Origin of the sequence: Ottowia sp. VDI28 (assembly GCF_049532675.1) — a bacterium.
In the GTDB taxonomy this organism is placed as follows: Bacteria; Pseudomonadota; Gammaproteobacteria; order Burkholderiales; family Burkholderiaceae_C; genus Ottowia.
Genome location: NZ_CP149820.1, coordinates 2,215,256 through 2,237,514 on the forward strand (window position 1 = coordinate 2,215,256; position 22,259 = coordinate 2,237,514).

At 64.2% G+C, this 22,259-nt stretch carries 18 protein-coding genes and 2 pseudogenes; 8 read left to right on the top strand and 12 right to left on the bottom strand.

The features are described 5' to 3' along the window. The first annotated feature begins 45 nt into the window (after window positions 1-45). Both parC and WJU18_RS10690 read left to right on the top strand, forming a co-directional pair. Window positions 46-2,424, top strand: a complete 2,379-nt coding sequence (gene parC, locus WJU18_RS10685) for a DNA topoisomerase IV subunit A (protein WP_423460043.1) — start codon at window positions 46-48, stop codon at window positions 2,422-2,424. Beyond that, window positions 2,421-2,609: a hypothetical protein gene (locus WJU18_RS10690; protein ID WP_423460044.1), complete on the top strand. Its 189-nt coding sequence runs from the start codon at window positions 2,421-2,423 to the stop codon at window positions 2,607-2,609. The genes parC and WJU18_RS10690 overlap by 4 nt, the downstream gene beginning before the upstream one ends. Window positions 2,610-2,938: 329 nt before the next feature. On the opposite strand, the gene WJU18_RS10695 is transcribed toward WJU18_RS10690, so the two are convergent. Further along, on the bottom strand, window positions 2,939-3,223 hold the full coding sequence (locus tag WJU18_RS10695; protein WP_423460045.1) for a hypothetical protein: 285 nt from the start codon (window positions 3,221-3,223) through the stop codon (window positions 2,939-2,941). Between the two features lie 62 nt (window positions 3,224-3,285). Between WJU18_RS10695 and WJU18_RS10700 the strand changes: the two genes are divergently transcribed. Beyond that, a complete protein-coding gene (locus WJU18_RS10700) occupies window positions 3,286-3,891 on the top strand; it encodes an isochorismate synthase (protein ID WP_423460046.1) in 606 nt (201 codons plus the stop codon). 73 nt (window positions 3,892-3,964) lie between these two features. Here the strand turns inward: WJU18_RS10700 and WJU18_RS10705 are convergent, their stop codons facing one another. The 7 genes from WJU18_RS10705 to WJU18_RS10735 all read right to left on the bottom strand — a co-directional run bounded on the left by WJU18_RS10705 (window position 3,965) and on the right by WJU18_RS10735 (window position 11,139). Then, entirely contained in the window at window positions 3,965-4,957 is a 993-nt protein-coding gene (locus WJU18_RS10705; protein ID WP_423460047.1) for a Bug family tripartite tricarboxylate transporter substrate binding protein, read from the bottom strand. 152 nt (window positions 4,958-5,109) lie between these two features. Then, on the bottom strand, window positions 5,110-6,018 hold the full coding sequence (gene mmsB, locus WJU18_RS10710; RefSeq protein ID WP_423460048.1) for a 3-hydroxyisobutyrate dehydrogenase: 909 nt from the start codon (window positions 6,016-6,018) through the stop codon (window positions 5,110-5,112). Between the two features lie 233 nt (window positions 6,019-6,251). Then, the gene (locus WJU18_RS10715) at window positions 6,252-7,064 is read right to left on the bottom strand and encodes an enoyl-CoA hydratase/isomerase family protein (protein WP_423460049.1); all 813 of its coding nucleotides are present in this window, start codon (window positions 7,062-7,064) and stop codon (window positions 6,252-6,254) included. Then, window positions 6,971-7,345 carry an enoyl-CoA hydratase/isomerase family protein gene (locus WJU18_RS10720; RefSeq protein WP_423460050.1) on the bottom strand — a complete coding sequence of 125 codons (375 nt, stop codon included), beginning with the start codon at window positions 7,343-7,345 and terminating at the stop codon, window positions 6,971-6,973. The genes WJU18_RS10715 and WJU18_RS10720 overlap by 94 nt, the downstream gene beginning before the upstream one ends. A gap of 7 nt (window positions 7,346-7,352) precedes the next feature. After that, on the bottom strand, window positions 7,353-8,141 hold the full coding sequence (locus WJU18_RS10725; protein WP_423460051.1) for an enoyl-CoA hydratase: 789 nt from the start codon (window positions 8,139-8,141) through the stop codon (window positions 7,353-7,355). Beyond that, the gene (locus tag WJU18_RS10730; protein WP_423460052.1) at window positions 8,138-9,298 is read right to left on the bottom strand and encodes an acyl-CoA dehydrogenase family protein; all 1,161 of its coding nucleotides are present in this window, start codon (window positions 9,296-9,298) and stop codon (window positions 8,138-8,140) included. Before WJU18_RS10730 ends, WJU18_RS10725 begins: the two co-directional genes overlap by 4 nt. Before the next feature lie 326 nt (window positions 9,299-9,624). Beyond that, on the bottom strand, window positions 9,625-11,139 hold the full coding sequence (locus WJU18_RS10735; RefSeq protein WP_423460053.1) for a CoA-acylating methylmalonate-semialdehyde dehydrogenase: 1,515 nt from the start codon (window positions 11,137-11,139) through the stop codon (window positions 9,625-9,627). A 119-nt stretch (window positions 11,140-11,258) separates the two neighbouring features. Between WJU18_RS10735 and WJU18_RS10740 the strand changes: the two are divergent. Beyond that, window positions 11,259-12,151: pseudogene (locus tag WJU18_RS10740) on the top strand (LysR family transcriptional regulator). A 50-nt stretch (window positions 12,152-12,201) separates the two neighbouring features. Here WJU18_RS10740 and WJU18_RS10745 read toward each other — a convergent pair. Next, window positions 12,202-13,686, bottom strand: coding sequence for a PLP-dependent aminotransferase family protein (locus WJU18_RS10745; protein ID WP_423460054.1), 1,485 nt, complete (start codon window positions 13,684-13,686; stop codon window positions 12,202-12,204). 66 nt (window positions 13,687-13,752) lie between these two features. Between WJU18_RS10745 and WJU18_RS10750 the strand changes: the two are divergent. Beyond that, window positions 13,753-14,993 (top strand): annotated as a pseudogene (locus tag WJU18_RS10750) (benzoate/H(+) symporter BenE family transporter). A gap of 15 nt (window positions 14,994-15,008) precedes the next feature. After that, the gene (locus WJU18_RS10755) at window positions 15,009-15,815 is read left to right on the top strand and encodes a YggS family pyridoxal phosphate-dependent enzyme (RefSeq protein ID WP_423460055.1); all 807 of its coding nucleotides are present in this window, start codon (window positions 15,009-15,011) and stop codon (window positions 15,813-15,815) included. A 12-nt stretch (window positions 15,816-15,827) separates the two neighbouring features. On the opposite strand, the gene WJU18_RS10760 is transcribed toward WJU18_RS10755, so the two are convergent. Further along, window positions 15,828-17,834, bottom strand: coding sequence for a sensor histidine kinase (locus WJU18_RS10760; protein WP_423460056.1), 2,007 nt, complete (start codon window positions 17,832-17,834; stop codon window positions 15,828-15,830). After that, entirely contained in the window at window positions 17,824-18,510 is a 687-nt protein-coding gene (locus tag WJU18_RS10765; RefSeq protein ID WP_423460057.1) for a response regulator, read from the bottom strand. The genes WJU18_RS10760 and WJU18_RS10765 overlap by 11 nt, the downstream gene beginning before the upstream one ends. 223 nt (window positions 18,511-18,733) lie before the next feature. On the opposite strand from WJU18_RS10765, the gene WJU18_RS10770 reads away from it, so the two are divergent. Then, window positions 18,734-20,104 (top strand): glycerophosphodiester phosphodiesterase family protein, encoded by a 1,371-nt coding sequence (locus tag WJU18_RS10770; protein ID WP_423460058.1) that lies wholly within the window; start codon window positions 18,734-18,736, stop codon window positions 20,102-20,104. A 15-nt stretch (window positions 20,105-20,119) separates the two neighbouring features. Here the strand turns inward: WJU18_RS10770 and WJU18_RS10775 are convergent, their stop codons facing one another. Then, entirely contained in the window at window positions 20,120-21,037 is a 918-nt protein-coding gene (locus WJU18_RS10775) for a LysR substrate-binding domain-containing protein (RefSeq protein ID WP_423460059.1), read from the bottom strand. A gap of 193 nt (window positions 21,038-21,230) precedes the next feature. Here WJU18_RS10775 and WJU18_RS10780 point away from each other — a divergent pair, with 193 nt between their 5' ends. Beyond that, window positions 21,231-22,259: an amidohydrolase family protein gene (locus WJU18_RS10780; RefSeq protein ID WP_423460060.1), complete on the top strand. Its 1,029-nt coding sequence runs from the start codon at window positions 21,231-21,233 to the stop codon at window positions 22,257-22,259.

The window sequence follows — 22,259 nt, forward strand, 5'->3', positions numbered from 1 at the left end:
TTCCATCCTGATTCCGCCCTGATTTTTTCTAATGTTTTCCTTTCAATGAACGATCAATCGGTCTTGGACCTGGCTGGGGAGGGCAGCGGGTCTGGTGATGACCTCGACCTGGCCACTTACGCCCAACGTGCCTACCTCGAATATGCCCTTTCTGTCGTCAAGGGCCGTGCGCTGCCCGATGTGTGCGACGGCCAGAAGCCCGTGCAGCGGCGCATCCTGTATTCCATGGAGCGCATGGGGCTCGGCTACAACGGCAACACGGGCGCCAAACCTGTCAAGAGCGCCCGCGTGGTGGGCGACGTGCTCGGTAAATTCCACCCTCATGGCGATACCGCCGCGTACGACGCGCTGGTTCGCATGGCGCAGGATTTCAGCCAGCGCTATCCGCTGATCGACGGCCAGGGTAACTTCGGCAGCCGCGACGGCGACGGCGCCGCCGCCATGCGCTATACCGAGGCGCGGCTTGCCAAGATCACCAGCCTGCTGCTTGATGAGCTGGACGAGGGCACCGTGGAGTTTGTGCCCAACTACGACGGCTCGCATGACGAGCCGCGCCAGTTGCCCGCGCGCCTGCCTTTCGCGCTGCTCAACGGTGCCAGCGGCATCGCGGTGGGGCTGGCCACGGAAATCCCCAGCCACAATCTGCGCGAGGTGGCCGACGCCTGCGTGGCGCTGGTCAAATCACCCAAGCTCACCGATGAGGAACTGTTCGCGCTCATCCCCGGTCCTGACTATCCGGGTGGCGGGCAGATCATCAGCACGGCCAGCGACATCGCCGATGCCTACCGCACCGGCCGCGGCAGCCTGAAAGTACGGGCCCGCTGGAAGATTGAAGATCTGGCGCGCGGCCAGTGGCAGATGGTCGTCACTGAACTGCCGCCGGGCGTGAGCAGCCAGCGCGTGCTCGAAGAGATCGAGGAGTTGACCAACCCCAAGGTCAAGAATGGCAAGAAGGCCCTGACGGCCGAGCAGACCAACGCCAAGACCACCGTGCTGGCCGTGCTGGACACCGTGCGGGACGAATCCAGCAAGGATGCGCCCGTGCGTTTGGTGTTCGAGCCCCGGACCAGCCGCATTGGGCAGGATGAGTTGGCCAACACGCTCCTGGCGCACACCAGCCTGGAGACCTCGGCCCCGATCAACCTGACGAGCGTCGGCCTGGATGGCCGGCCGGTGCAGAAATCGCTGCGCCAGATGCTGGAAGAGTGGGTCACCTTCCGCCAGCAGACCATCACCCGCCGCAGCCAACACCGGCTGCAGAAAGTGCTGGACCGCATTCACATCCTCGAAGGGCGGCGGCTGGTGCTGCTGAACATCGACGAAGTGATCGCCATCATCCGCGAGAGCGACGAACCCAAGGCCGCGCTGATCGCGCGGTTCGGGCTCACCGACCGGCAGGCGGAAGACATTCTGGATATCCGGCTGCGGCAATTGGCGCGGCTGGAGGCCATCAAGATCGAACAGGAGCTCAAGGAGCTGCGTGAAGAACAGGGCCGCCTGGAAGACATCCTGGGCAACCCGAGCAGCCTGAAGCGCCTGATGATCAAGGAAATCGAGGCCGATGCCAAGCAATTCGCCGACGCCCGCCGTACCTTGATCCAGGCCGAGAAAAAGGCGGTGGCCGAAGTCAAGATCATCGACGAGCCCGTCACCGTGGTGATCAGCGAAAAAGGCTGGGTACGCGCACGGGCCGGCCACGGGCACGATGCGGCGGGCTTCGCCTTCAAGGCGGGCGACGGCCTTTATGGCACCTTCGAATGCCGCACCGTGGATACGCTGCTGGTGTTCGGCAGCAACGGCCGTGTCTACAGTGTGGCCGTGGCCAACCTGCCGGGCGCCCGCGGCGATGGACAACCCATCACCACGCTGATCGATCTGGAAGCGGGCACCCAGCCGCTGCACTACTTTGCCGGCGCCGAGGGCGCAACGCTGCTGCTCTCGGGCTCGGGCGGCTACGGTTTCCTGGCACGGGTGGAGCACATGCTCTCGCGCCAGCGCGGCGGCAAGTCTTTCATCACCGTGGGCGAGGGCGAGCAGATCTGCCAGCCGTCGCTGGTGTCGCTGGCGACCGCTGCAGCGGCTCCTGCGGCATCCAATGGATCCGTAGCGCCCATGCTGCCCGCCACCCATGTGGCCTGCGCGTCTACGGGCGGCCGCATTCTCACTTTCGAAATCGGCGAATTGAAGCTGATGGAGAAAGGGGGCCGTGGCCTGACCCTGATCGATCTCGAAGCCAAGGACACTTTGGCTGGTGCCGCTGCCTATACCCGCAGCGTGCGCATCCGCGGCATCGGCCGTGGCGGCAAGCCGCGCGAGGAAACGCTGGAAATCCGCAGTCTCAACAATGCCCGCAGCGCCCGTGCGCGCAAGGGCAAGGCCGCCGATCTGGGCTTCAAGCCGAATGGCGTGGAGCGGGTGCAATGATCGGTTTCGATATCTCCACGGTGGGCTTGCTGGTGGCGGTCGTTGCCGGTTTGGGCAGTGCCTGGCTGGGGCGGCGCCTGTCGCGGGGCTGGCGCGCCAAACGGGAAGCCCAGCAAGAGGCTGCCCGGCGCGCCAATGAGTCCCGCCAGGTGCGGCGGGCGAGAGAGCGGCAGCAGAAGCGCTAGACCGCTGGATCGTTAGAAACTTGTTCGATAAGCCGCCGCGGCGCTCTCGATTTCCGGGGCGTCCGGCGTGGTGCATGAAGATGGAGTGAAGAACTGAAATGGTTCAAGTGAAAGAAGGCCAAGCGGTGCAAGGTTCCTGGCTGGTGGAGCAGATGAAAAACGGCGATGTGTTTTTTGCATCGCCCACGCTGCAGTGGCGCTCGCGGGGGCTGCAAGGAGCCGTATGCAGCCACGAACCCGCTTCGGCGGCAGCCGTTCAACGCCTTTTCGGCCAGGCGCGCTCAGAGGGGAATGCCGAGCCGGTCATGTTCGGCCTGGTGCCGTTCGACTCATCCCTGAAGGCGAGTTTCACCATTCCCGCGCAGGTGGAAGCCATGCCAGCTTCCCATGGCGGCAGCAGCAGCGTCCAGCCGGCGGGGCGCAAGCCTTCCGTGGTCGACCGCCGGCCGGTGCCCGCTCCGGAGGTCTATGGCGACATGGTGCGCAAGGCGCTGACGCTGTATGCCGCTGGCGGTGTGAGCAAGATCGTGCTGTCGCGCGCCCTGGATGTGGAGCTCGATACCCCGATCGACTATGAATACGTGCTGCGCGATCTGCTGCGCCGCAACGCGCACGGGTACACCTTCGCGGTGCCGGCCTGGTCTGGCGGCGACGCAGGTGCACCCCGGCGGCGGTCATGCTGGGGGCGAGCCCGGAGTTGCTGGTGCGCCGTGAGGGCGATCGCGTGTTCATCAACCCGCTGGCAGGCTCCATTCCGCGCCATGCCGATCCCGCGGAAGACAAGGCCCGCAGGGAAGGGCTGGCCGTCTCGGAGAAGGATTTGCGCGAGCACGGCTATGTGGTGCGGGACATTGTCCGCATCCTGAAGGCGCATTGCGATGACCTGGAAGTGCCGGATGGCCCCTCCGTGATCGGTACGGATGCGCTTTGGCATCTGTCCACCTTCATCACGGGGCGCCTGAAGAATCCTGAAGCCACCGCGCTGGATTTGGCCTGTGCCTTGCATCCCACGCCCGCTATCTGCGGCTACCCGACGGCAGTGGCTTTCCAGCATATCAAGGAGCTGGAGCCTTTCGAACGCGAGTATTTTGCGGGCCTGGTGGGCTGGCAGCGCGAGAATGGCGATGGCGAGTGGGCGCTGACGCTGCGTTGTGCCCGCTACGACGGCCAGCGCACGCTGCGTCTGTATGCCGGCGCCGGCACGGTGGCAGGCTCTGATCCCGATAGCGAGATCCGCGAGACGGCGACCAAGATGGAAACCTTCATGCGGGCGATCGCATAGCCGCATCTGCAAATCTGTAATCCTCAAAAGCCAAGGCCCGCACGAAGCGGGCCTTGGCTTTCGAGGGGCTGAATCAGCCTTCCGTCAGGTTCAAGCGTTTGATCAGCGGCGACCAGCGCTGCAGTTCCTCACGCATGTACTGGCCGAATTCGTCCGGCGTCATGGGGGCCGGTTCCATGTACATGGTTTTCAGGCGCTGGCCGACTTCCGGCGAAGCCAGCGCTTTGGTGAGCGCGGCGTTGAGTTTGGTTTTGACGTCGGCGGGCACGCCAGCCGGGGCCACGAATCCGATCCAGCCTGAACCTTCGACACCAGGATAGCCCTGTTCGGCTACAGTAGGCACTTCAGGCAGGAAGCTCAAGCGCTTGGCGGCTACGGCTGCCACGGCCCGCAGGCGGCCGTCCTTGATCATCGGCATGACAGCCACGGGCGGTAGCGCGGCAAAGTTCGTGTCTCCACTCAGCAGGGAGGTCACCGCGTCGGGAGAAGACTTGTAGGGCACATGCAGGGCTTTGCCGCCTACGCGGTCCAGCAGCAGTTCCACCGCCAGGTGTGAAACCGTGCCAGCGCCGGTGCTGGGGAAGTTCAGCTTGGCGTCGGGCTTTTTCATCTGCGCGATGAGATCCGCTAGATTCTTCACGGGCGAATTGGCGGGCACGACCAGCACGTTGTACTGGTGAACGGCCAGCGTCAGCGGTGTGATGTCCGTGGCGGGGTTGTAGGGCAGATGCTTGTAAATGACGGTGTTGTTCACCAGCGGGCCGGTGATCGACACGCCGAAGGTGTAGCCGTCGGGCTTGGCTTTGGCGATCTGATCCGTGCCCAGGTTGCCGCTGGCGCCTGGCCGGTTCTGGATGATGATGGTTTGCTTGAGGGTCTTGCCTGCTTCCTCGGCCACCACACGCGCCATGGTGTCGGGGCTGGAGCCGGCGCCAAACGGCACGATCAGGGTCAGCGGCTGCCTGGCCGGCCAGGCAGCTTCCTGCGCAATGGCCGGAGCTGTCAGCCCGGCGGAAAACAACGCGGCCATGCCGCCCAGAACCAGTCTTCTCGTATGGAGTTTCATGCGTTGGAGATGAGGATAAATTGAAGCGAAAAATACGGCGTCAGTTTATCAGTGGGGCTATTCCGCTGGGACCGCCGAGCTCCAGTTCGGCAAATGCGGCGCATAAGGAGGGCGTGGATGCCGAGCTGGAGCTCGGCGGTTCAGGGGTAAGCTTACTTGCCCGAACCTTCGCCCGTCAGCAGCTTGACCACGCTCGAGAAGTCGAGGCCGCCGCGGCCAGCCTGCTTGTTCATCGCATACAGGTTGCGCGCCACTTCACCCAGCGGAATGGTGGCGCCGACGCCCATGGCCGCCTCGACGGCCAGGCCCATGTCCTTGAGCATGAGGTCGTTCCCGAAGCCGCCTGCATAGCCGCGCGAAGAGGGCGCATTTTCCAGCACGCCGGGCCAGGGGTTGCACACTTCGGTCGCCCAACTGCGGCTGGTGCTGACGGCCATCATTTGGGAAAGGGCCTTGGGGTCGAGCCCGTGAGCCACGCCCAGTGCCAGGGCTTCGCCGGTGACCGCCATGATCACACCCAGCGCCATGTTGTTGCACAGCTTGGCGACTTGTCCGGCGCCGGCTGCACCCATGTGGAAGATGTTCTTGCCCATGGCCTGCAGCAGCGGGCGGGCGCGCTCAAGCGCCTCGGTGTCACCGCCGACAATAAAGGTGAGCGTGCCGGCCGAAGCGCCTGCCACGCCGCCTGACACGGGCGCATCGATCATCGCCACCCCGCGCTCCTTGGCCGCAGCGGCGACTTTCTGTGCCGAAGCCGGGGCGATGGTGCTGCAATCGATGACCAGCGTGCCTTTGGGTAGCTGGCCTAGCAAACCGCCTTCGCCCAGGTACAGGGCTTCCACATGCTTGCTGGCGGGCAGCATGGAAATGACGATCTGGGCGCCTTCCACGGCGGCTTTCGCCGAAGCCGCGGCAGTGACGCCTTGCTCGCGTACCTTGCCGAGCGCATCCGCGCTCAGATCGAAGGCGCTCACGGTGTAGCCTGCCTTGTGCAGGTTGACGGCCATCGGGCCGCCCATGTTGCCCAGGCCGATGAAGGCAATGCGTTCGGATGTGCTCATGGTTCAGGTCTCCAGTTGGGTTTGGTCTAAGGGCTTTACGCTCATTCCCTTCAGAGTCCTTGCGTGGTTTTTTCTCCCTCCCCCACTGGGGGAGGGTTGGGGTGGGGGCTTTCACGGCACGATCTGCACGGCGGAAGGCTGTTCAGATCAAACGCCGTGAAAGCCCCCATCCCCACCTTCCCCCAGCGGGGGAAGGAGCCAGTCAAAGACCTTGAAGCGCGCGGGCGTCACAGTTACTTCAAATGTTCTTCAATCCACTCCGGGGTCACTTCGGCCAAGGTGGCCGGCTGCCAGCGAGGGGTCTTGTCCTTGTCGATCAGCAGGGCGCGCACGCCTTCCGCAAAGTCGGGGTGGGCGCAGCAGCCGATGGAGGCTTTCAGTTCCAGATCGAATACTTCGGCCAAGGACATGTGCCGTGCGCGGCGCAGCAGCTCCAGGCTCAAGGCGGCGGAGGTCGGGGAGCCCTTGAGGAAGGTTTTGCCGGCCAGAGCCAGCCAGGGGTCCGCGTCTTCCGCCAGCGCGGCCAGGCGCGGGGCGATGTCCTGCAGACGGTCATGGCCGATCACGGTATTGATGCGGTCCAGGTGGGTGCGCAGTGGGGAATCAGGCATCGGAGTGCCTTGGCCCAGACGTTCGAGGAGGTGGCTCATTTGGGCCGAGTCCGTCTCCGCGTGGCCTTGCCAGGAGGCGCCGGCAATGGCTTGCAGCAGGGCGCCGTGTTGCTCGTGCGGCACCAGGAAGTCGGCCAGGCCAGCGAACAGCGCGTCAGCGGCGTTGATGGAGGCTGCCGTCAGTGCCAGGAAGGCCCCGCTCTTGCCGGGCAGGCGGGACAGCAGCCAACTGCCACCCACGTCCGGGTACAGGCCGATGTTGATCTCGGGCATGGCCATGCGGGTCTTGGGCGTGGCCACGCGGTGCGATGCGCCCGCCATGAGGCCGATACCGCCGCCCATCACGATGCCATGGCCCCAGCACACGAAAGGCTTGGAGTAGGTGTGGATGAGCAGGTCCAGCTCATATTCGCGCTTGAAGAAGGCAGAAGCCACGGGGGGACCTGGCCGGGAGGCAGGGCGCGGATCGCTTTGACGAGGTCGACCACATCGCCGCCGGCGCAGAAGGCTTTCTCACCGGTGGCGTCCAGGATTACACCCGCGATGTGCGGATCGGCAGCCCACGCGGCCAGTTGCGGGTTGAGCAGGTCCACCATTTCCAGCGAGAGGGAGTTCAGGCTGGCGGGAGCATTGAGGGTGGCGCGGCCGAAGCGGTGGCCGCTGGCGGTCTGCAGGGTTTCGAACAGGACGGGTTGAGAAGCTGGCTGATCGCTCATGAGGGGATTAGGCGTTTTTCCATTGAGGGCTGCGCTTGCCGAGGAAGGCATTGACGCCTTCGCGCTGGTCTCCGGTATCGAACAAGCCGATGAAGGCTTCGCGCTCGGCGGGCAGAGCGTTGGCAGGGCCGCCGTGGCGGGCTGCCTGGATCAGATTCTTGCATACGCGCACGGCGCCAGGACTTTGGCGGCCGACCTGCTCGGCCAGCGCCAGCGCGCGCGCCAGGCCCTGGCCGCGCGGCGTGGTTTCATCCACGAGGCCAATGCGTTGCGCGGTGGCGGCGTCCACGCGCTCGCCCAGCAGTACCATGCGCTTGGCCCAGCTTTCGCCGACGTTCCAGGCCAGCCACTGGGTGCCGCCAGCGCAGGGCAGCAGGCCCACGGAGGCTTCGGGCAAGGCCATGACAGCGTGTTCCTCGGCCACGCGCAGATCGCAGGCGAGCGCGCATTCCAGGCCACCGCCCATGGCGTAGCCATTGAGCGCCGCGATGCTGACGCCGCCATAGCCGGCCAGCGCTTCAAAGGCCGCGCCAAAACGGCGCGCCATCGTGGCGGCCATCCCCTTGTCGCCGTCGGCGAACAGCTTGAGATCGGCTCCCGCGCTGAAGAATTTTTCGCCATCGCCGGTGATGACCAGGGCATAAATGTCGCGGTCGGCCTCCAGATCGCGCACCAGCCGTTCCAGTGCGGCCAGGCTCTCCACCGTCCAGGTATGGGCGGGCGGGTTGGTGAGGGTGACGAGCGCTGTGTGGCCGCGCTTTTCCAGGCGCAGGCCTGCATAGGTGGATGAGGTCACTTCAAGGCTTCCAGGGCGTCGTTTTGGAGCAGGCGGCGCGCGATGATGGTTCGCATGATTTCGTTGGTGCCTTCGAGGATCTGGTGCACCCGCGCATCGCGCAACAGGCGCTCCAGCGGGTATTCGCGGATGTAGCCGTAGCCGCCGTGCAGTTGCAGCGCGTCGTTCACCACATTGAAGCCGGCATCGGTAGCGAAGCGCTTGGCCATGGCGCAATAGGTGCTGGCTTCGTGCGCGCCTGCGTCGAGCTTGGAGGCCGCCAGGCGCACCATCTGGCGCGCGGCGACCAGTTCGGTGGCCATGTCGGCCAGTTTGAACTGCAACGCTTGAAAGCTCGCGATCGGCTTGCCGAACTGCTGGCGCTCCTGCATGTAGCGCTGGGCATGTCCGAGCGCGCCCTGGGCCGCGCCCACGGAGCAGGTGGCGATGTTGATGCGCCCGCCATCGAGGCCCTTCATGGCGATCTTGAAGCCTTCACCTTCCTGGCCCAGCAGGTGATCGGCCGGCACGCGTACGCGGTCGAAGCTGATCTGGCGGGTGGGCTGGCTGTTCCAGCCCATTTTTTCTTCTTTCTTGCCGTAGTGGATGCCCGGCGCATCAGCCGGCACGACGAAGGCGCTGATGCCACCAGCACCGCCCCCGCCGGTGCGGGCCATCAGGATCAGCACATCGGTGGAGCCGGCGCCGCTGATGAAGGCTTTGCTGCCGCTGATGACGTATTCGTGGCCTTCGAGTTCGGCACGGGTCTTGAGCGAGGCGGCGTCGGAGCCAGCGCCGGGTTCGGTCAGGCAGTAGCTGGCAAGCTTCTGGCCGCTGGTGAGCTGAGGGCCCCAGTGTTCGCGCACCGCTGCCGTGGCCCAGGTGCCGAGCATCCAGGTGGCCATGTTGTGGATGCTGATGAACGCGGTGGTGGAGGGGTCGACGGCTGCCATCTCCTCGAACACCAGCGTGGTGTCGAGGCGGGACAGGGCGAGGCCGCCAGCGTTTTCGGGGGCATAGAGGCCACAAAAGCCCAGCTCCCCCGCTTTAGCGATGGCCTCGCGGGGAAAAATGGCCTCGGCATCCCACTTGGCCGCATGGGGAGCGAGTTCGGCTTGCGCGAACTCGCGCGCGGTATCGGCGAAGGCGCGCTGGTCTTCGGTGAGTTCGAAATTCATGTGGAGGTGTCATTCCTCTTGGTTTCGCAGGAGCGGCTTGAGCGCGTGGCGCCAAAATTCCCGGTTTTACTCCATCCCCTTCTGGGCATAGGTATCTACACATCTTCTCCCGTCATTCCCGCGCAGGCGGGAATCCAGGATTACGTGGCGCTACGCCAGCAAAAGCACTCCCTTTGCATCCCCGTTCTGCCAATCCCACTGCAAACCATGTTGGATGTCCGCGCTTCTTATCCCTGGATTCCCGCCTGCGCGGGAATGACGGGGATGAAATACAAAGATGTGTAGATACCTATGCCCAGAAGAGGAAGGTGCAAGACCGCAATGTTTTACTTCAAGCTGATCGTCGTGTTCACGCCATGCGAAGTGGTGCTGTCGTCGAACCAGCGGGCTGTCACGGTCTTGGTCTGCGTGTAGAACAGCACGACCTGTTTGCCGTAGGGGCCCAGATCGCCCAGCTTGGACGCGCGCGAGCCGGTGAAGGAGAACATCGGGACGGGCACAGGGATTGGCACGTTGATACCCACCTGGCCCACGTCGATGTCTTCCTGGAACTGGCGTGCCGCGGCGCCGGATTGTGTGAAGATGGCCGTGCCGTTGCCGTTGGGGTTGTCGTTGATGAAGTCAACGGCTTCCTGCAGATCATTGGCAGCCACCAAGCACAGCACCGGGCCGAAGATTTCCTGGTCATAGATGGCCATGCCGGGCTTCACGCCGGAGAAAATCGTCGGGCCGACGAAGTTGCCGTTGCCGTAACCAGCCACCTCCGGGTTGCGGCCATCCAGTTCCAGCGTGGCGCCATCCTGCACGCCGCGCTCGATCAGGCCTTCCACACGGCTCTTGGCGGCGCAGGAAATCAGTGGACCCACATCGGTGCCTTTTTCAGTGCCGGCATTCACTTTCAGGGTTTTGGCCTTGGCGACCAGTTCGGGGATCCACTTCTGCGCCTCGCCCACCAGCACGGCGGTGCTCACGGCCATGCAGCGCTGGCCAGCGGCACCGAACGCGGCGCCCGCCAGGGCATTGAGTGTCTGTTCCTTGTTGGCATCGGGCAGGACGATGGCGTGGTTTTTCGCGCCCATCATGCACTGCACGCGCTTGCCGGCCAGGCTGGAGCGGTTGTAGACATGCGTGCCCACTTTGGTGGAGCCCACGAAGCTGACGGCTTTGATGTCCTTGTGGTCGCAAATGGCGTTCACCACGTTTTCACCGCCGTGCACCACGTTGAGCACGCCGGCGGGAATGCCGGCTTCCAGCGCGAGCTCGCACAGGCGCATGGTCACCATGGGGTCCTGCTCGGAAGGCTTGAGCACGAAAGTGTTGCCGGTGACGATAGCCATCGGGAACATCCAGAGCGGGATCATGGCCGGGAAGTTGAACGGCGTGATGCCGGCGCACACACCCAGCGGCTGCAGCAGCGTGTAGGTGTCCACACCGTTGGCCACGTTGTTGGCCAGTTCGCCCAGTTGCAGGTTGCCGATGCCAGCGGCATGTTCCACCACTTCCAGGCCGCGGAAAACATCGCCCTCGGCGTCGGGCAGGGTCTTGCCCTGTTCGGCGGTCAGCAGGGCAGCCAATTCACCCATGTTTTCACGGATGAGCTGCTGGTATTTCAGGAAGATGCGGGCGCGCGTGCCGATGGGGGTCTTGCGCCAGGTCTTGAAGGCCTTCTTGGCCACGGACACCGCATGGTTGATTTCGTCCGAGGTGGCGAAAGGCACGCGTGCCAGTACCTCCTGCGTGGCGGGATTGACCACATCGCGCCACTCTGTGGTGGCCGATTCCACGAACTCGCCGCCGATCAGCAGCTTGACGGTGGGGACAGCAAGGGTCTTGGATTGCATGGGTGCCTCGGAAAGTGATTGGAAATATAAAGACAGGGAGGATCTTAGGTCTGCAAAACTTTATGCACAATAGCCTGAATTGAAAACGCCCTTGCAAATTTGCACAGCTGCCGGACACCATGGACTGGGATCTTTTGCGTTACTTTCTGGAACTGGCGCGAACCGGCCGGCTTACGGCGGCGGCGCGCCGGCTGGATGTGGACCACACCACGGTTTCGCGCCGGGTGCAGGCCCTCGAGAAGAAGCTGGGCACCACGTTGTTCGTGCGCACCTCCTCGGGCATGGATTTGACGGAGGAGGGCAGGCTTCTGCTTCCCGAGGCCGAGGCCATGGAGTCGGCGGCCTCGCGGGTTCAGGGGCATGCCGAGCAGCCCGCCAATGAATTGGGCGGGGTGGTGCGGGTGGGCGCTACCGAAGGCTTTGGCTCGGCGGTGCTGGCACCCTATCTGGCTTCCTTTGCAGCCAGCCATCCGCGCCTGACCATTGATCTCGTGGCGGTGTCGGCCATTGTGAGCATCTCGCGGCGTGAGGCGGACATCGTGATCTCCCTGGAGCGGCCCCGGCGGGGCCCGTTCGTGGTCACGAAGCTGTGCGACTATGTGCTGCTGCTGTATGGGGCCAGGACCTACCTGGCCAAGCACCCACCCCTGAAATCCCTCCAGGATCTGAAGCACCACAGCCTGATCGGCTACGTGGATGACCTGCTGTTCAGCAAGCAGTTGCAGTTTGTCAACGAGATCGATCCGCCCGAGCGCTTTACCTTGCGCAGCACCAGCATCGCCGCCCAGCTCAACGCGACCGCGGCAGGCGGGGGCTTTCCGTTCTTCCGGCTTTCCTGGCGGATCCTGAGCCCCGTCTTGAGCCGGTACTGGAGCAGGAGGTCCGTTTCCAGCGTACGTTCTGGATGTCGATGCCCGAGGAGGTGAAACAGGTTCCCCGGATTCGCCAGACCTGGGACTATCTCCGGGAGATGATTGATGCGGAAAAGTCGTTGCTGATGGCTGAGCGCTAACAGCGGCTAGGGGGCATCAGTCGACCCCACAAAAGTCCCCAGCCTTGGATTCAAGGATCCAGCTTGCGTAACACTTGCGCAAGTTTCCTGACTGCAAGTTCCATTTCTCCCGGCGTATGGGCGGCAAACCCCATCAGGAAGCCCGGTTGGCGCTCATGCGATGCGTGCAGCGCCGTCAATCCGAGCAGGTCAATCCCTTCCCTGCGTGCGGCTTCCACGGCTTTATGTTCAGGGATGGAGCCGGTCAGGAAGCAGGGCATTTGCATGCCGCCCGCAGGCACCCGAGGCGTGAGGAAATCGCCGAGATGGCTGTGTACCAGTTCCGCCAGCACATCGCGCCGTTTGGCATAAACGGCGCGCATGTGGCGCACGTGCGCGCCGAAATGCCCGCCCTCGATGAAGCGCGCGAGCGTCAATTGCGGAATGGACGCGCTGTGCCCGTCCAGCAGGGTGCGGGCCACGGTCATGGGCTCGACAAGCTGCGGCGGCAAGATCATGTAGCCGATACGCAAGCCCGGAAAGAGTGACTTGGTGAAGGTGCCAATGTAGATGGTGCGCTCGTGCCGGTCGAGCCCTTGCACGCACGCGGTGGGTTTGCCCGCATAGTGGAATTCGCTGTCGTAATCATCTTCGACGATCCAGGCCTGATGCTTGCGGGCCCATTCGATCACGGCCAGCCGCCTGTCGAGCGCCAGCGTGGCGCCGGAGGGAAACTGGTGCGAGGGTGTAAGGAAGACCGCCTTGGCGGGTTGCTCGGATCTGCTCAGATGCTCCACGAGCATGCCATCCGCATCAAGCGGCACGGGGACGCATTCCAGGCCGGCTGCGTTGAAGGCCTTCCGGGCGCCGTGGTAAGCCGGGTCTTCGATGAAGATGCGGTCGCCGGCGTCAAGCAGGACGTTGGCGCACAAGACCAGGGCTTGCTGTGAACTCGTGAGAATCAGTACGCGCTCGGGCGCGGCATGTGCACCGCGTTCCAGGTTGGCGTAATCGGCAATGGCCCGTCGCAGCGGCTCCATGCCTTGCGGCAGGCTGGGCAGTAGCGCCTTAGTGCCGTATTCCTTCAAGACCTGCCGCTCCAGCCTCTCCCAGGTAGGCAAGGGGAAGTTTCGTGTTTCCGGCACTCCAGGCGCGAAGGCGCGCGGCCCCAGGAAGTCACGCACGCCGCCATCCTTGAGCATGGCGCTGCCGCGTTGGCTCAGGCGCCCCGAGGTCCTGGAGGCTGGTCCGCGTTTCGGCGCACCGCGCGCGGGCAGGCGCCCGGCACGTTCCGAGACGAAGCTGCCGCTGCCTACTTTACGTTCAATGAAGCCCTCGGCGTGCAACTGGCCGTAGGCCGCCTCGACCGTATCGCGGGAAACCCCCAAAGACTGCGCCAGCGCGCGCGATGCAGGCAGCGGCCTGCCTGCCCCCAGCGTACCTTCGAGGATCAACTGTCTTATGGCCCGTTGGATGCGCGCATGCAAGGGGAGGTCCCCTCGGGCTGGATCGCCGATCCAGGATTTGACGGATTCGAGTTGGGCGTGCTTGAACAATTGGCTGGTATAAGCTCTTGAAAGTGGATGGAATTATCAGACCATTACGGACGTATAAACCTGATCATGCAGTCCGCCAATCCACCGTCATCTCTTCATTGGAAAGATCTCGCCCCTCCCATCGTGGCGGGTTTGATTTCGGTCATCGTCAACTACGGCGGTACTTTCATTCTGGTGTTCCAGGCCGCGAAAGTCGCGGGCCTCAGCCCGGAGCTGACTGCTTCCTGGGTATGGTCGGTCTCGATCGGTGTAGGGGTGACAGGCTTGCTGCTCAGTTGGGTTTTTCGCGAACCCATCATTACGGCCTGGTCCACGCCCGCTGCAGCGTTTCTGGTGACGGCTTTGGCGGCGACACCGTATGCGGAAGCGGTGGGCGCCTACCTGATCTCGGCCGCCGCATTCGTCGTGTTGGGCTGGTTGGGCTGGTTCGAGCGCGTGATCCGGTTGATTCCGCCTGGTGTGGCGGCGGGCCTGCTGGCGGGCATCCTGCTGCAGTTCGGCATCAAGGCCTTTGGCGGCATGAGCGTGGATCCTGTGTTGGCCGGTCTGCTGATCGCGGCCTATGTGGTGCTCAAGCGGGTGATGGCGCGCTACGCTGTCGTGGGGATCCTGATGCTGGGCGTGACCTTTCTCCTGCTGCAGAACCGCGTGGATTTATCCGGGCTGGCGCTGAAGTTTGCCGTACCCGTCTTCACCAGGCCGGAGTTCTCGCTCAATGCCCTCCTGAGCGTGGCGCTGCCGCTTTTTCTCATTACGCTGACGGGCCAGTACATGCCCGGCATGCTGGTGCTGCGTAACGATGGTTTCCGGACCAGCGCCAATCCCATCGTCATGCTGACCGGCCTGGGCTCCTTGCTGATGGCGCCGTTCGGCTCGCATGCCTTCAACATCGCCGCCATCACGGCGGCGATTGCCACGGGCCCGGAGGCGCACGAGGATCCATCGAAGCGCTGGATCGCGGGAATCGCCGCAGGGGGGTTCTACATTCTCGTAGGGGTGTTCGGTGTGACACTGGCCGCCGTCTTCATGGCCTTTCCTGCCACCTTCATCGCCACGCTGGCGGGCTTGGCGCTCCTGGGCACCATCGGCGGCAGCCTGGCGGGCGCTCTGGCTGATGCCAGAACACGCGAGGCGTCGCTGATTACCTTCCTGGCTGCAGCCGCCAACATCACGATGTTCGGAATCGGGGGGCTTTCTGGGGCTTGGTGATAGGCTTGGCCGCCTATGTCGTGCTCAACGGCCAGATGCTTTGTCGTGCGCCGCAGGCTGCCCTGTCTCCCGCCGTACCGGCCGCCCGCAAGGGGTAGTTCAAGGAAAAGGTCATGCCTGTGCCATCGGACACTCAAGCAGAAACCCAGACACGCCACGACCAGCATAGTCTGTATCCCCAGGCCCTGACCGCGGACGATTTCAGGCACAACCTGGCTGCAGTCCAGGCGCGCATGGCAGCCGCATGCCTGCGCTCGGGACGAGACCCCGGCGCCGTGAGGCTGCTGCCGGTCAGCAAAACCAAGTCCGAGGCCAGCCTGCGCCTGGCCTATGAGGCAGGCTGCCGCCACTTTGGGGAGAACAAAGTGCAAGAGGCCTATGGCAAGTGGGAGACCATGCAGGATCTCGCGGGTCTGAATTGGTCGGTCATAGGCCATCTGCAAACCAACAAGGCCAAGCTGGTGGCGCGGTTTGCCAGCGAGTTTCAGGCGCTGGACAGCCTGCGCGTGGCCGAGTCGCTGGACCGGCGCCTGCAGGCCGAAGGGCGCTCGCTGGATGTGTTCGTTCAGGTCAATACCTCCGGGGAGGACAGCAAATATGGTCTGTCACCGGAAGAGGCGTCGGGCTTTCTCAAGGAGCTTCCGGCGTTTTCGGCGCTGCGCGTGCGTGGCCTGATGACATTGGCGCTTTTCTCCTCCGACGTGGAACGCGTGCGCGGGTGCTTCGTTCTATTGCGCCATCTGCGCGATCAACTACGGCAGCAGGCGCCCGTGGGCGTCAGCCTGAATGAGCTGTCGATGGGCATGTCTGGCGACTTCGAGATCGCCATCGAGGAAGGCGCCACCGTGATACGCATGGGGCAAGCTATTTTTGGCGCCCGGTCTTTGCCGGACAGCCATTACTGGCCTGAGGCAGGCTAGTGCGAACACGCCCTAGACTTCTTTCTCCAAGGAGTTTTCTCCAGATGCCGGTTGAGGGGCATCCAGCGGCAGCCACAGCGTGAACACCGTACCCCGCACAGGTTGCGGCTCCCATTGCACGCAGCCGCCCAGGGCGCGGGCCCGGGCTTGTACGTTGCCAAGGCCTTTGCGGCCGGGCTCGTACTCGCTGGCCGGGGGCGGCGAGAAAGGCCGGCCATCGTCTTCCACCTGCACCTGCACGCCGGGCCGCCCAACGGCATCGGCGCAGGCGGTGCGGAACGTGATCTGGTGTGCGCTGCTGTGCTTGACGATGTTGGTCAGCACTTCCTGCAGGATGCGCAGCACATGCAGCGCGCTTTGGGCATCCAGCCAGGGCAGCGGAGGCACATCCTGCACGGCCCAGTGCAGGGTCAGGCCGGCGCCCTCCAGGCGGGGGCCCAGGCGGAAGCGCAGATTGGCCAGCAGGGCCAGCAGATCGGCATCCACGGGTTCCAGCGAGTCGATGGCAATCTTCAGGTCATCTATGCATTCGCGCAGCACCTGGGCCACATCCACTTGCGCGGCAGGCTGGTTTTCGACCAGGCGCAGCGCGCTCATGAGCGACGAGCCCACGCCATCGTGCATCTCGCGCATGACGCGCTGCCTCTCGTTCAGCAGGGTGCGGGCGCGCTCGGCTTCGCTCAGGCGCGCATGTGTTTCGGCCAGCGCGTGCCCCTGTTCCGCCAGGCGCTGCGTGAGGGTGGCGCTGGCGCTGGCGGCGACCTGCAGCGCGCTGGTGTAGCGATTCAGCGCGATGACCAGAAACAGCGTGAACATGCCCAGATAGACATATGGGGTGAAATAGATGTCTTCGATGTTCTGGTAGTTCTGCAGGGCCAGGTCGTGCAGCCCCATGGGGAACGAAGCCAGTATCCAGATGGCCAGCAGCACACTGCTGGGCGTGCGCTGCCGCCAGGCACCCAGCACGGCCACAGCCAGTACCAGCAGGGAAGGCGGCAACAGCGTCAGGCGCAACAGCGGCAGCATGGTGGTCAGCGATGGCGCCCACAGGGGCAGGGCGGCCAGGGTGACGGCCACTACATAAACCAGCAGCACCAGGCCCAGGCGTGGACGCGGACGCTCCTCCACCATGCAAAGGAAGTGAAATGAACACAGGACCGAGCCCTGCGAGCCCGCCAGGGTCAGCCATGAGAACCAGTCGTCGCGCAGCGCGAAGCCTTGGCTGTCGACCAGGAAGTGGAGCGACGACATGAGGTGGCAGACCGACATCAGGAAGAACATCAGATACACCTCGCCGCCTCGCCGCCGCACCAGCCACACCACCAGCGCGAACACCCCCAGCACGAGATAGGCGCCGCGCATCAAGGTGATGAGATCGGCCTGTAGCAGGTTGCGCGTGCGCCACGCGCCTTCCAGTTGTTCCTCTGGGCCTGCCCAGACCGTGGACAGGGCGCCTCCTATTCCGGGGAGCATGGCTGCGCGCACGTGGAGTACAGCCGGCTCGCCGGGGCGTGTGGCGCCCCCCAGATCCAGCCAGATCGGCCGATTGAAACTGTTCCATACCCGGCTGCCGCGCGATTGCCACAGCAGGTGGCCATTGACATAGAGCGCCTGCGTGCCCACCGTCTGCCAGCGCGGGATATACAGCCTCGGTCCTTGCGGAGTGATGGTCAGCGCGGAAGGCGGCAGCGTCATGCGGTACCAGAGTACCTGCGGAGGCACACTGGCCGGGTCGGAGGCACCGGCCATCAGCCGTGGACGGGCGTTGGGCAGCGTCACATCCTGCCAGGGCGTGCCGGCTGCGAGCACGGCGTCGTCGCTTTCCTCAAGGGAGAGCGGCGGCTCCCACTGCGTGCTGCTTGAAGACCACGCCTGGGCTTGCGTCAAATGGGCGGGCGGAGGCAGGCTGCCGGGCACCGGTGCGCAACCGGTGAATATGAGAGAGAGCAGCAGAAAAAGGAAGGCGAGGCCCACGGAGAGGGCGGATCGCAGCCTTGGCCCCACCTGCTCAAGGGGCATCGATGATCCCTTGGCGTACACCCGCGTGGACGGCTTCCACGCGAGTTTTAACCTGCAGTTTGGCATAGAGCCTGCGCACAAAGGAGCGGACCGTGTGGCGCGAGACACCCAGTGCCTGCGCGACTTCGTCCAGCGTATGGCCGCGCGCCACCAGGCGGAGCACTTCGGTTTCCCGAGCAGACAGCGTCGTGTCGGTCTCGGCGGCAGGTTCAACGGGAGGCTGCCGCCGCAACAGCAGCTTGCGCGCCACCATGGGGCTGATCGGGCTGCCGCCGGCATGCAGATGGCGTACCTCATCGACCACGCCCTGCGCCGGCACATCCTTGAGCAGGTAGCCCAAGGCGCCGGCTTCGATGGCCCGCAGCACATTGGCTTCGTCCCCGAAGATGGTGCTGACCATCGGCGCCGCATCAGGCCAGCGCGCCCGCGCGGCGGCGATCACTTCCAGCCCGCTGCCATCGGGCAAGCCCAGATCCACCAGCAGCACGTCTGGTTGTTCGGCGCTCTTGCGCGCCACGGCAGCCAGCGCTTCCGCCCGACTGGCCACGGCCCAGAGCAGGCGCATGTCGCCAGCGGCGTTCAAAGCCGAGACAAGTGCGATGCGGCAGGCGGCGTCGTCCTCCACCACCGCGACGCGGATCGGGGTGGTGGCGAGCGAGGATGAGGTGGTGGGCATTCCCGCTATCTTGACTCAAATAAGGACGCTGAGGATGTGGCCCGTTTGGGCTACATGCAGCGAAGGCCGGCACCGGAGCCAGCGAAGCCACAGCCATGCTGGTCTGTCATCACACCTTCACATACGGCCAAGAGGATTGCCGGCAGGAGTTGGCTTGCCGATGGCTTCCGTCATTCAGCCGGCGTCTTACATAACCATTCATAACCATTCCCGGATGTTGGCCATGATGCATTCCCTCAAGCCGTTCAGGCTCGCTTCTCTGTGCGCCGCCTGCGTGGCTGCCCTATTGACTGGCTGTGGGGGCGACGATGATGCGGCGGCGCTCAAATACCTGACGCTGGACGGCTCTCCTCCGCAAGTCATTGCGCACAGGGGCTACTCGGGGCTTTATCCCGAGCAGACGCGCATGGCCTACGAGAAGGCGGCCGATGCGGGCGCTGACATGCTGGAGCTGGACATGCACATGACGCGTGACTGTCAGCTCGCGGCGCGCCACAACGCGTGGCTGGGTGACAACACCAACATCGCCGATGTCGCCAAGACCAATGCCGAGGTGGCCAGCCGCAAACGCACGACGCCCGGCGTGCTCGTCGATGTCAAATATCCGGCGATTCCAGCGAATGGCCCCGCGCAGTACCTGTCTGATGAGCTGGATGCCAATGATCCTGCGTCGGTCTTGAAAGCGCTTGTCGTGGACGGGGAAGACCACACGAACGATTGGTCGATCAGCGACTTCACCATGCAGGAGCTGCGTACCTGGATCGCGGGCAAGATTCTCGACAACGCAAGCGACCGCCCGACTGAGTGGAACGGCAAGCTGCCGCTCATCAGCGCGCAGGACGTGATCGACATCGCGGCAGCCAAGGGGGCCGAGTTCAAGCGCACGATTCCGGTGTACGCAGAAACGAAGAACTCATACTGGAACAACAAGCAGGCGCTGGCCAATGGCTGCGGCAAGCCTGGTTCGACCCACCCGTTTGAAGATGCGGTGATCGAACTGCTGGAAAAGAACAAGCTCAATGCCAAGGATTCACCGGTCTACATCCAGAGCTTCGATCCTGCCAGTCTCAAATACCTGCGCCAGGCCGGCATGAAGGCCAAGGGGGTGCAATTGATCGACGGCAACGACATCGACTATCGGGACGGCTCGATGATCTTCATCACCAATGATGAATGGACTTTCATCAGTGGCCGTCCCTACAGCTGGACGCTTGCCGGCGACGCGCGAACGTTCGCGGCGATGCTGACACCTGCAGGGTTGGCGGAGATCAGGACCTACGCCGACGGCATTGGCCCCTGGAAGCCGGAAGTGCTGGCGCATTCGGTCGTGCCCTACAAGGACGGCGCGGGCCTCAAGGATGTCAACACGTTGAAGGACACCGGCCTGATCGCCAATGCGCACAAGGCAGGTCTGGTGGTGCACAGCTTCACTTTCCGCAATGAGCCAGGGCGCCTCGCAGGCATCTTCAAGGGCGATCCGGTGCAGGAGTTTCTGGCGTATTTCCGTCTGGGCATCGACGGGGTGTTCACGGACTTCACGGGCACTGGTGTCGAGGCGCGTGCGGCCTACGACAAGGAGCTGGCCGCCAAGTGACGATGGGGACTTGATTCAATTGTCTTCGTGGGCATCGAGCTGTTCGCGCGCAAGGGCTCGTACCAGCGTCAGCGCCGCCTGCTGCGTCCGGGTGGCAGGCCGGAGCGCGCTGACGGCGGTGTAGAGGGCGATGCGCAAGGCCGGGGCGTGGCGCGTTTCGATGCAGCGGGCGCTATAGGCCTCTGGGCGGGGTGCGGTGGCGATCGCGTTGCGCGACAGGATGGCACAGCCCGCGCCGCCCGCGACCAGATCGAGAATGGCGGGTACGCCGTCGATCTCGAGTTCGATGCGCGGTGTGCGCCCCACGGAAGCCAGCGCGGCCTCGATGTGCATGCGGATGGCGTTGGGGCGGCTTGGAATGATGAGCGGCAACTCTGCGATCTCGCCGAGCGTGGCGGCAGGGGTGTCTTTTTCTGGTGTGGCGGCTTGCACCAGAACCAGCTCCTCGCTGGCCAGGGGCGTGATGTCGATGTCAGGCCTGGGCTGGGCGTTGTAGAGCACCGCGATGTCGAGCCGGCCGCTCAGAAGCGCCTCCTGCATGCTGGTGGACAACCCTTCAGTGATGGCCAGGCGCGCCTCGGGTAGTTGGGCTCGAAAGGCGTGGGTGAGCGGCACCGCCAGCGCACGGGCCACGCTGGGCGGTAGCCCCAGCGCCACGCGGCCGGCCAGCCCGCCGCGCATGCGCGCAAGCTCTTCGCGCGCCCGCTCGACCTGGTGCAGGATGCCGCGCCCGTGCTCCAGCAGCAGGGCACCGGCCTCGGTCGGGACGGCTCCGCGGCCATTGCGCGCCAACAGGGTCTGGCGGAGCTCGACCTCCAGCAGGCGCACCTGGCGGCTCAGGGCCGGCTGCGCCACGCCCAGGGCCATCGCGGCGCGCGTGAAGCTGCCTAGTTCCGCGACCCGGACGAAGTATTCGAGCTGTTTGAGATCCATGGAGTGATTGCAGAAGACTTTATATAGTGTTCATGGCATGACTGATGTCAAGTTATCGCAAAATTGTATATCTGCTAGTGCCTGTATCGGCTGGTATTCAGGGCGGTCACGGGCCAAAATGGCCCGTGAATGACCGGATTCATGCTGCCCTCAGGGCGGCCGGCCGGTTCTGCGACAAACAAGGAGAGTGTTCATGATCATCGACTGCCACGGCCACTACACCACGGCACCCAAGGCGCTGGAAAACTGGCGCAACGCCCAGATCGCCGGCATCCAGGACCCCGCGGCCAAGCCCAGCCGAGCCGACCTGAAGATCAGCGACGACGAGCTGCGTGAGTCCATCGAAAGCAACCAGTTGCGCCTGATGAAGGAACGAGGCAGCGACCTCACGCTGTTCAGCCCGCGCGCCAGCTTCATGGCGCACCACATCGGCGACTTCGAGGTCTCCAGCACCTGGGCCGCGATCTGCAACGAACTCTGCTACCGCGTCTCCACCCTGTTCCCCGACCATTTCGTGCCGGTGGCCATGCTGCCGCAGTCGCCCGGTGTCGATCCGAAGACCTGCATTCCCGAGCTGGAAAAGTGCGTCAAGGAATACGGCGCCGTCGGCATCAATCTGAACCCCGATCCCTCGGGCGGTCACTGGACCAGCCCGCCACTGACCGACAAGCACTGGTATCCCATCTACGAAAAGATGGCCGAGTACGACCTGCCGGCCATGATTCACGTCAGTACCAGCTGCAATGCCTGCTTCCACACCACCGGCGCGCACTACCTGAATGCCGACACCACAGCCTTCATGCAGCTGATCCAGGGCGATCTATTCAAGGACTTTCCGACGCTGAAGTTCTTGATCCCGCATGGCGGCGGCGCGGTGCCCTACCACTGGGGGCGCTTCCGCGGCCTGGCGCAAGAGATGAAAAAGCCACTGCTGGACACGCATCTGCTGAACAACGTGTTCTTCGACACCTGCGTGTACCACCAGCCGGGCATCGACCTGCTCAACACCGTGATCCCGGTCAAGAACGTGCTGTTCGCCAGCGAGATGATCGGCGCAGTGCGCGGCATCGACCCGACCACCGGCAACTACTACGACGACACCAAACGCTACATTGAAGCGTCGACGATCCTGAGTGCCGAGGACAAGCACCAGATCTACGAAGGCAACGTGCGCCGCGTGTTCCCGCGCCTGGATGCGCGTTTGAAGGCCAAGGGCCTGTAA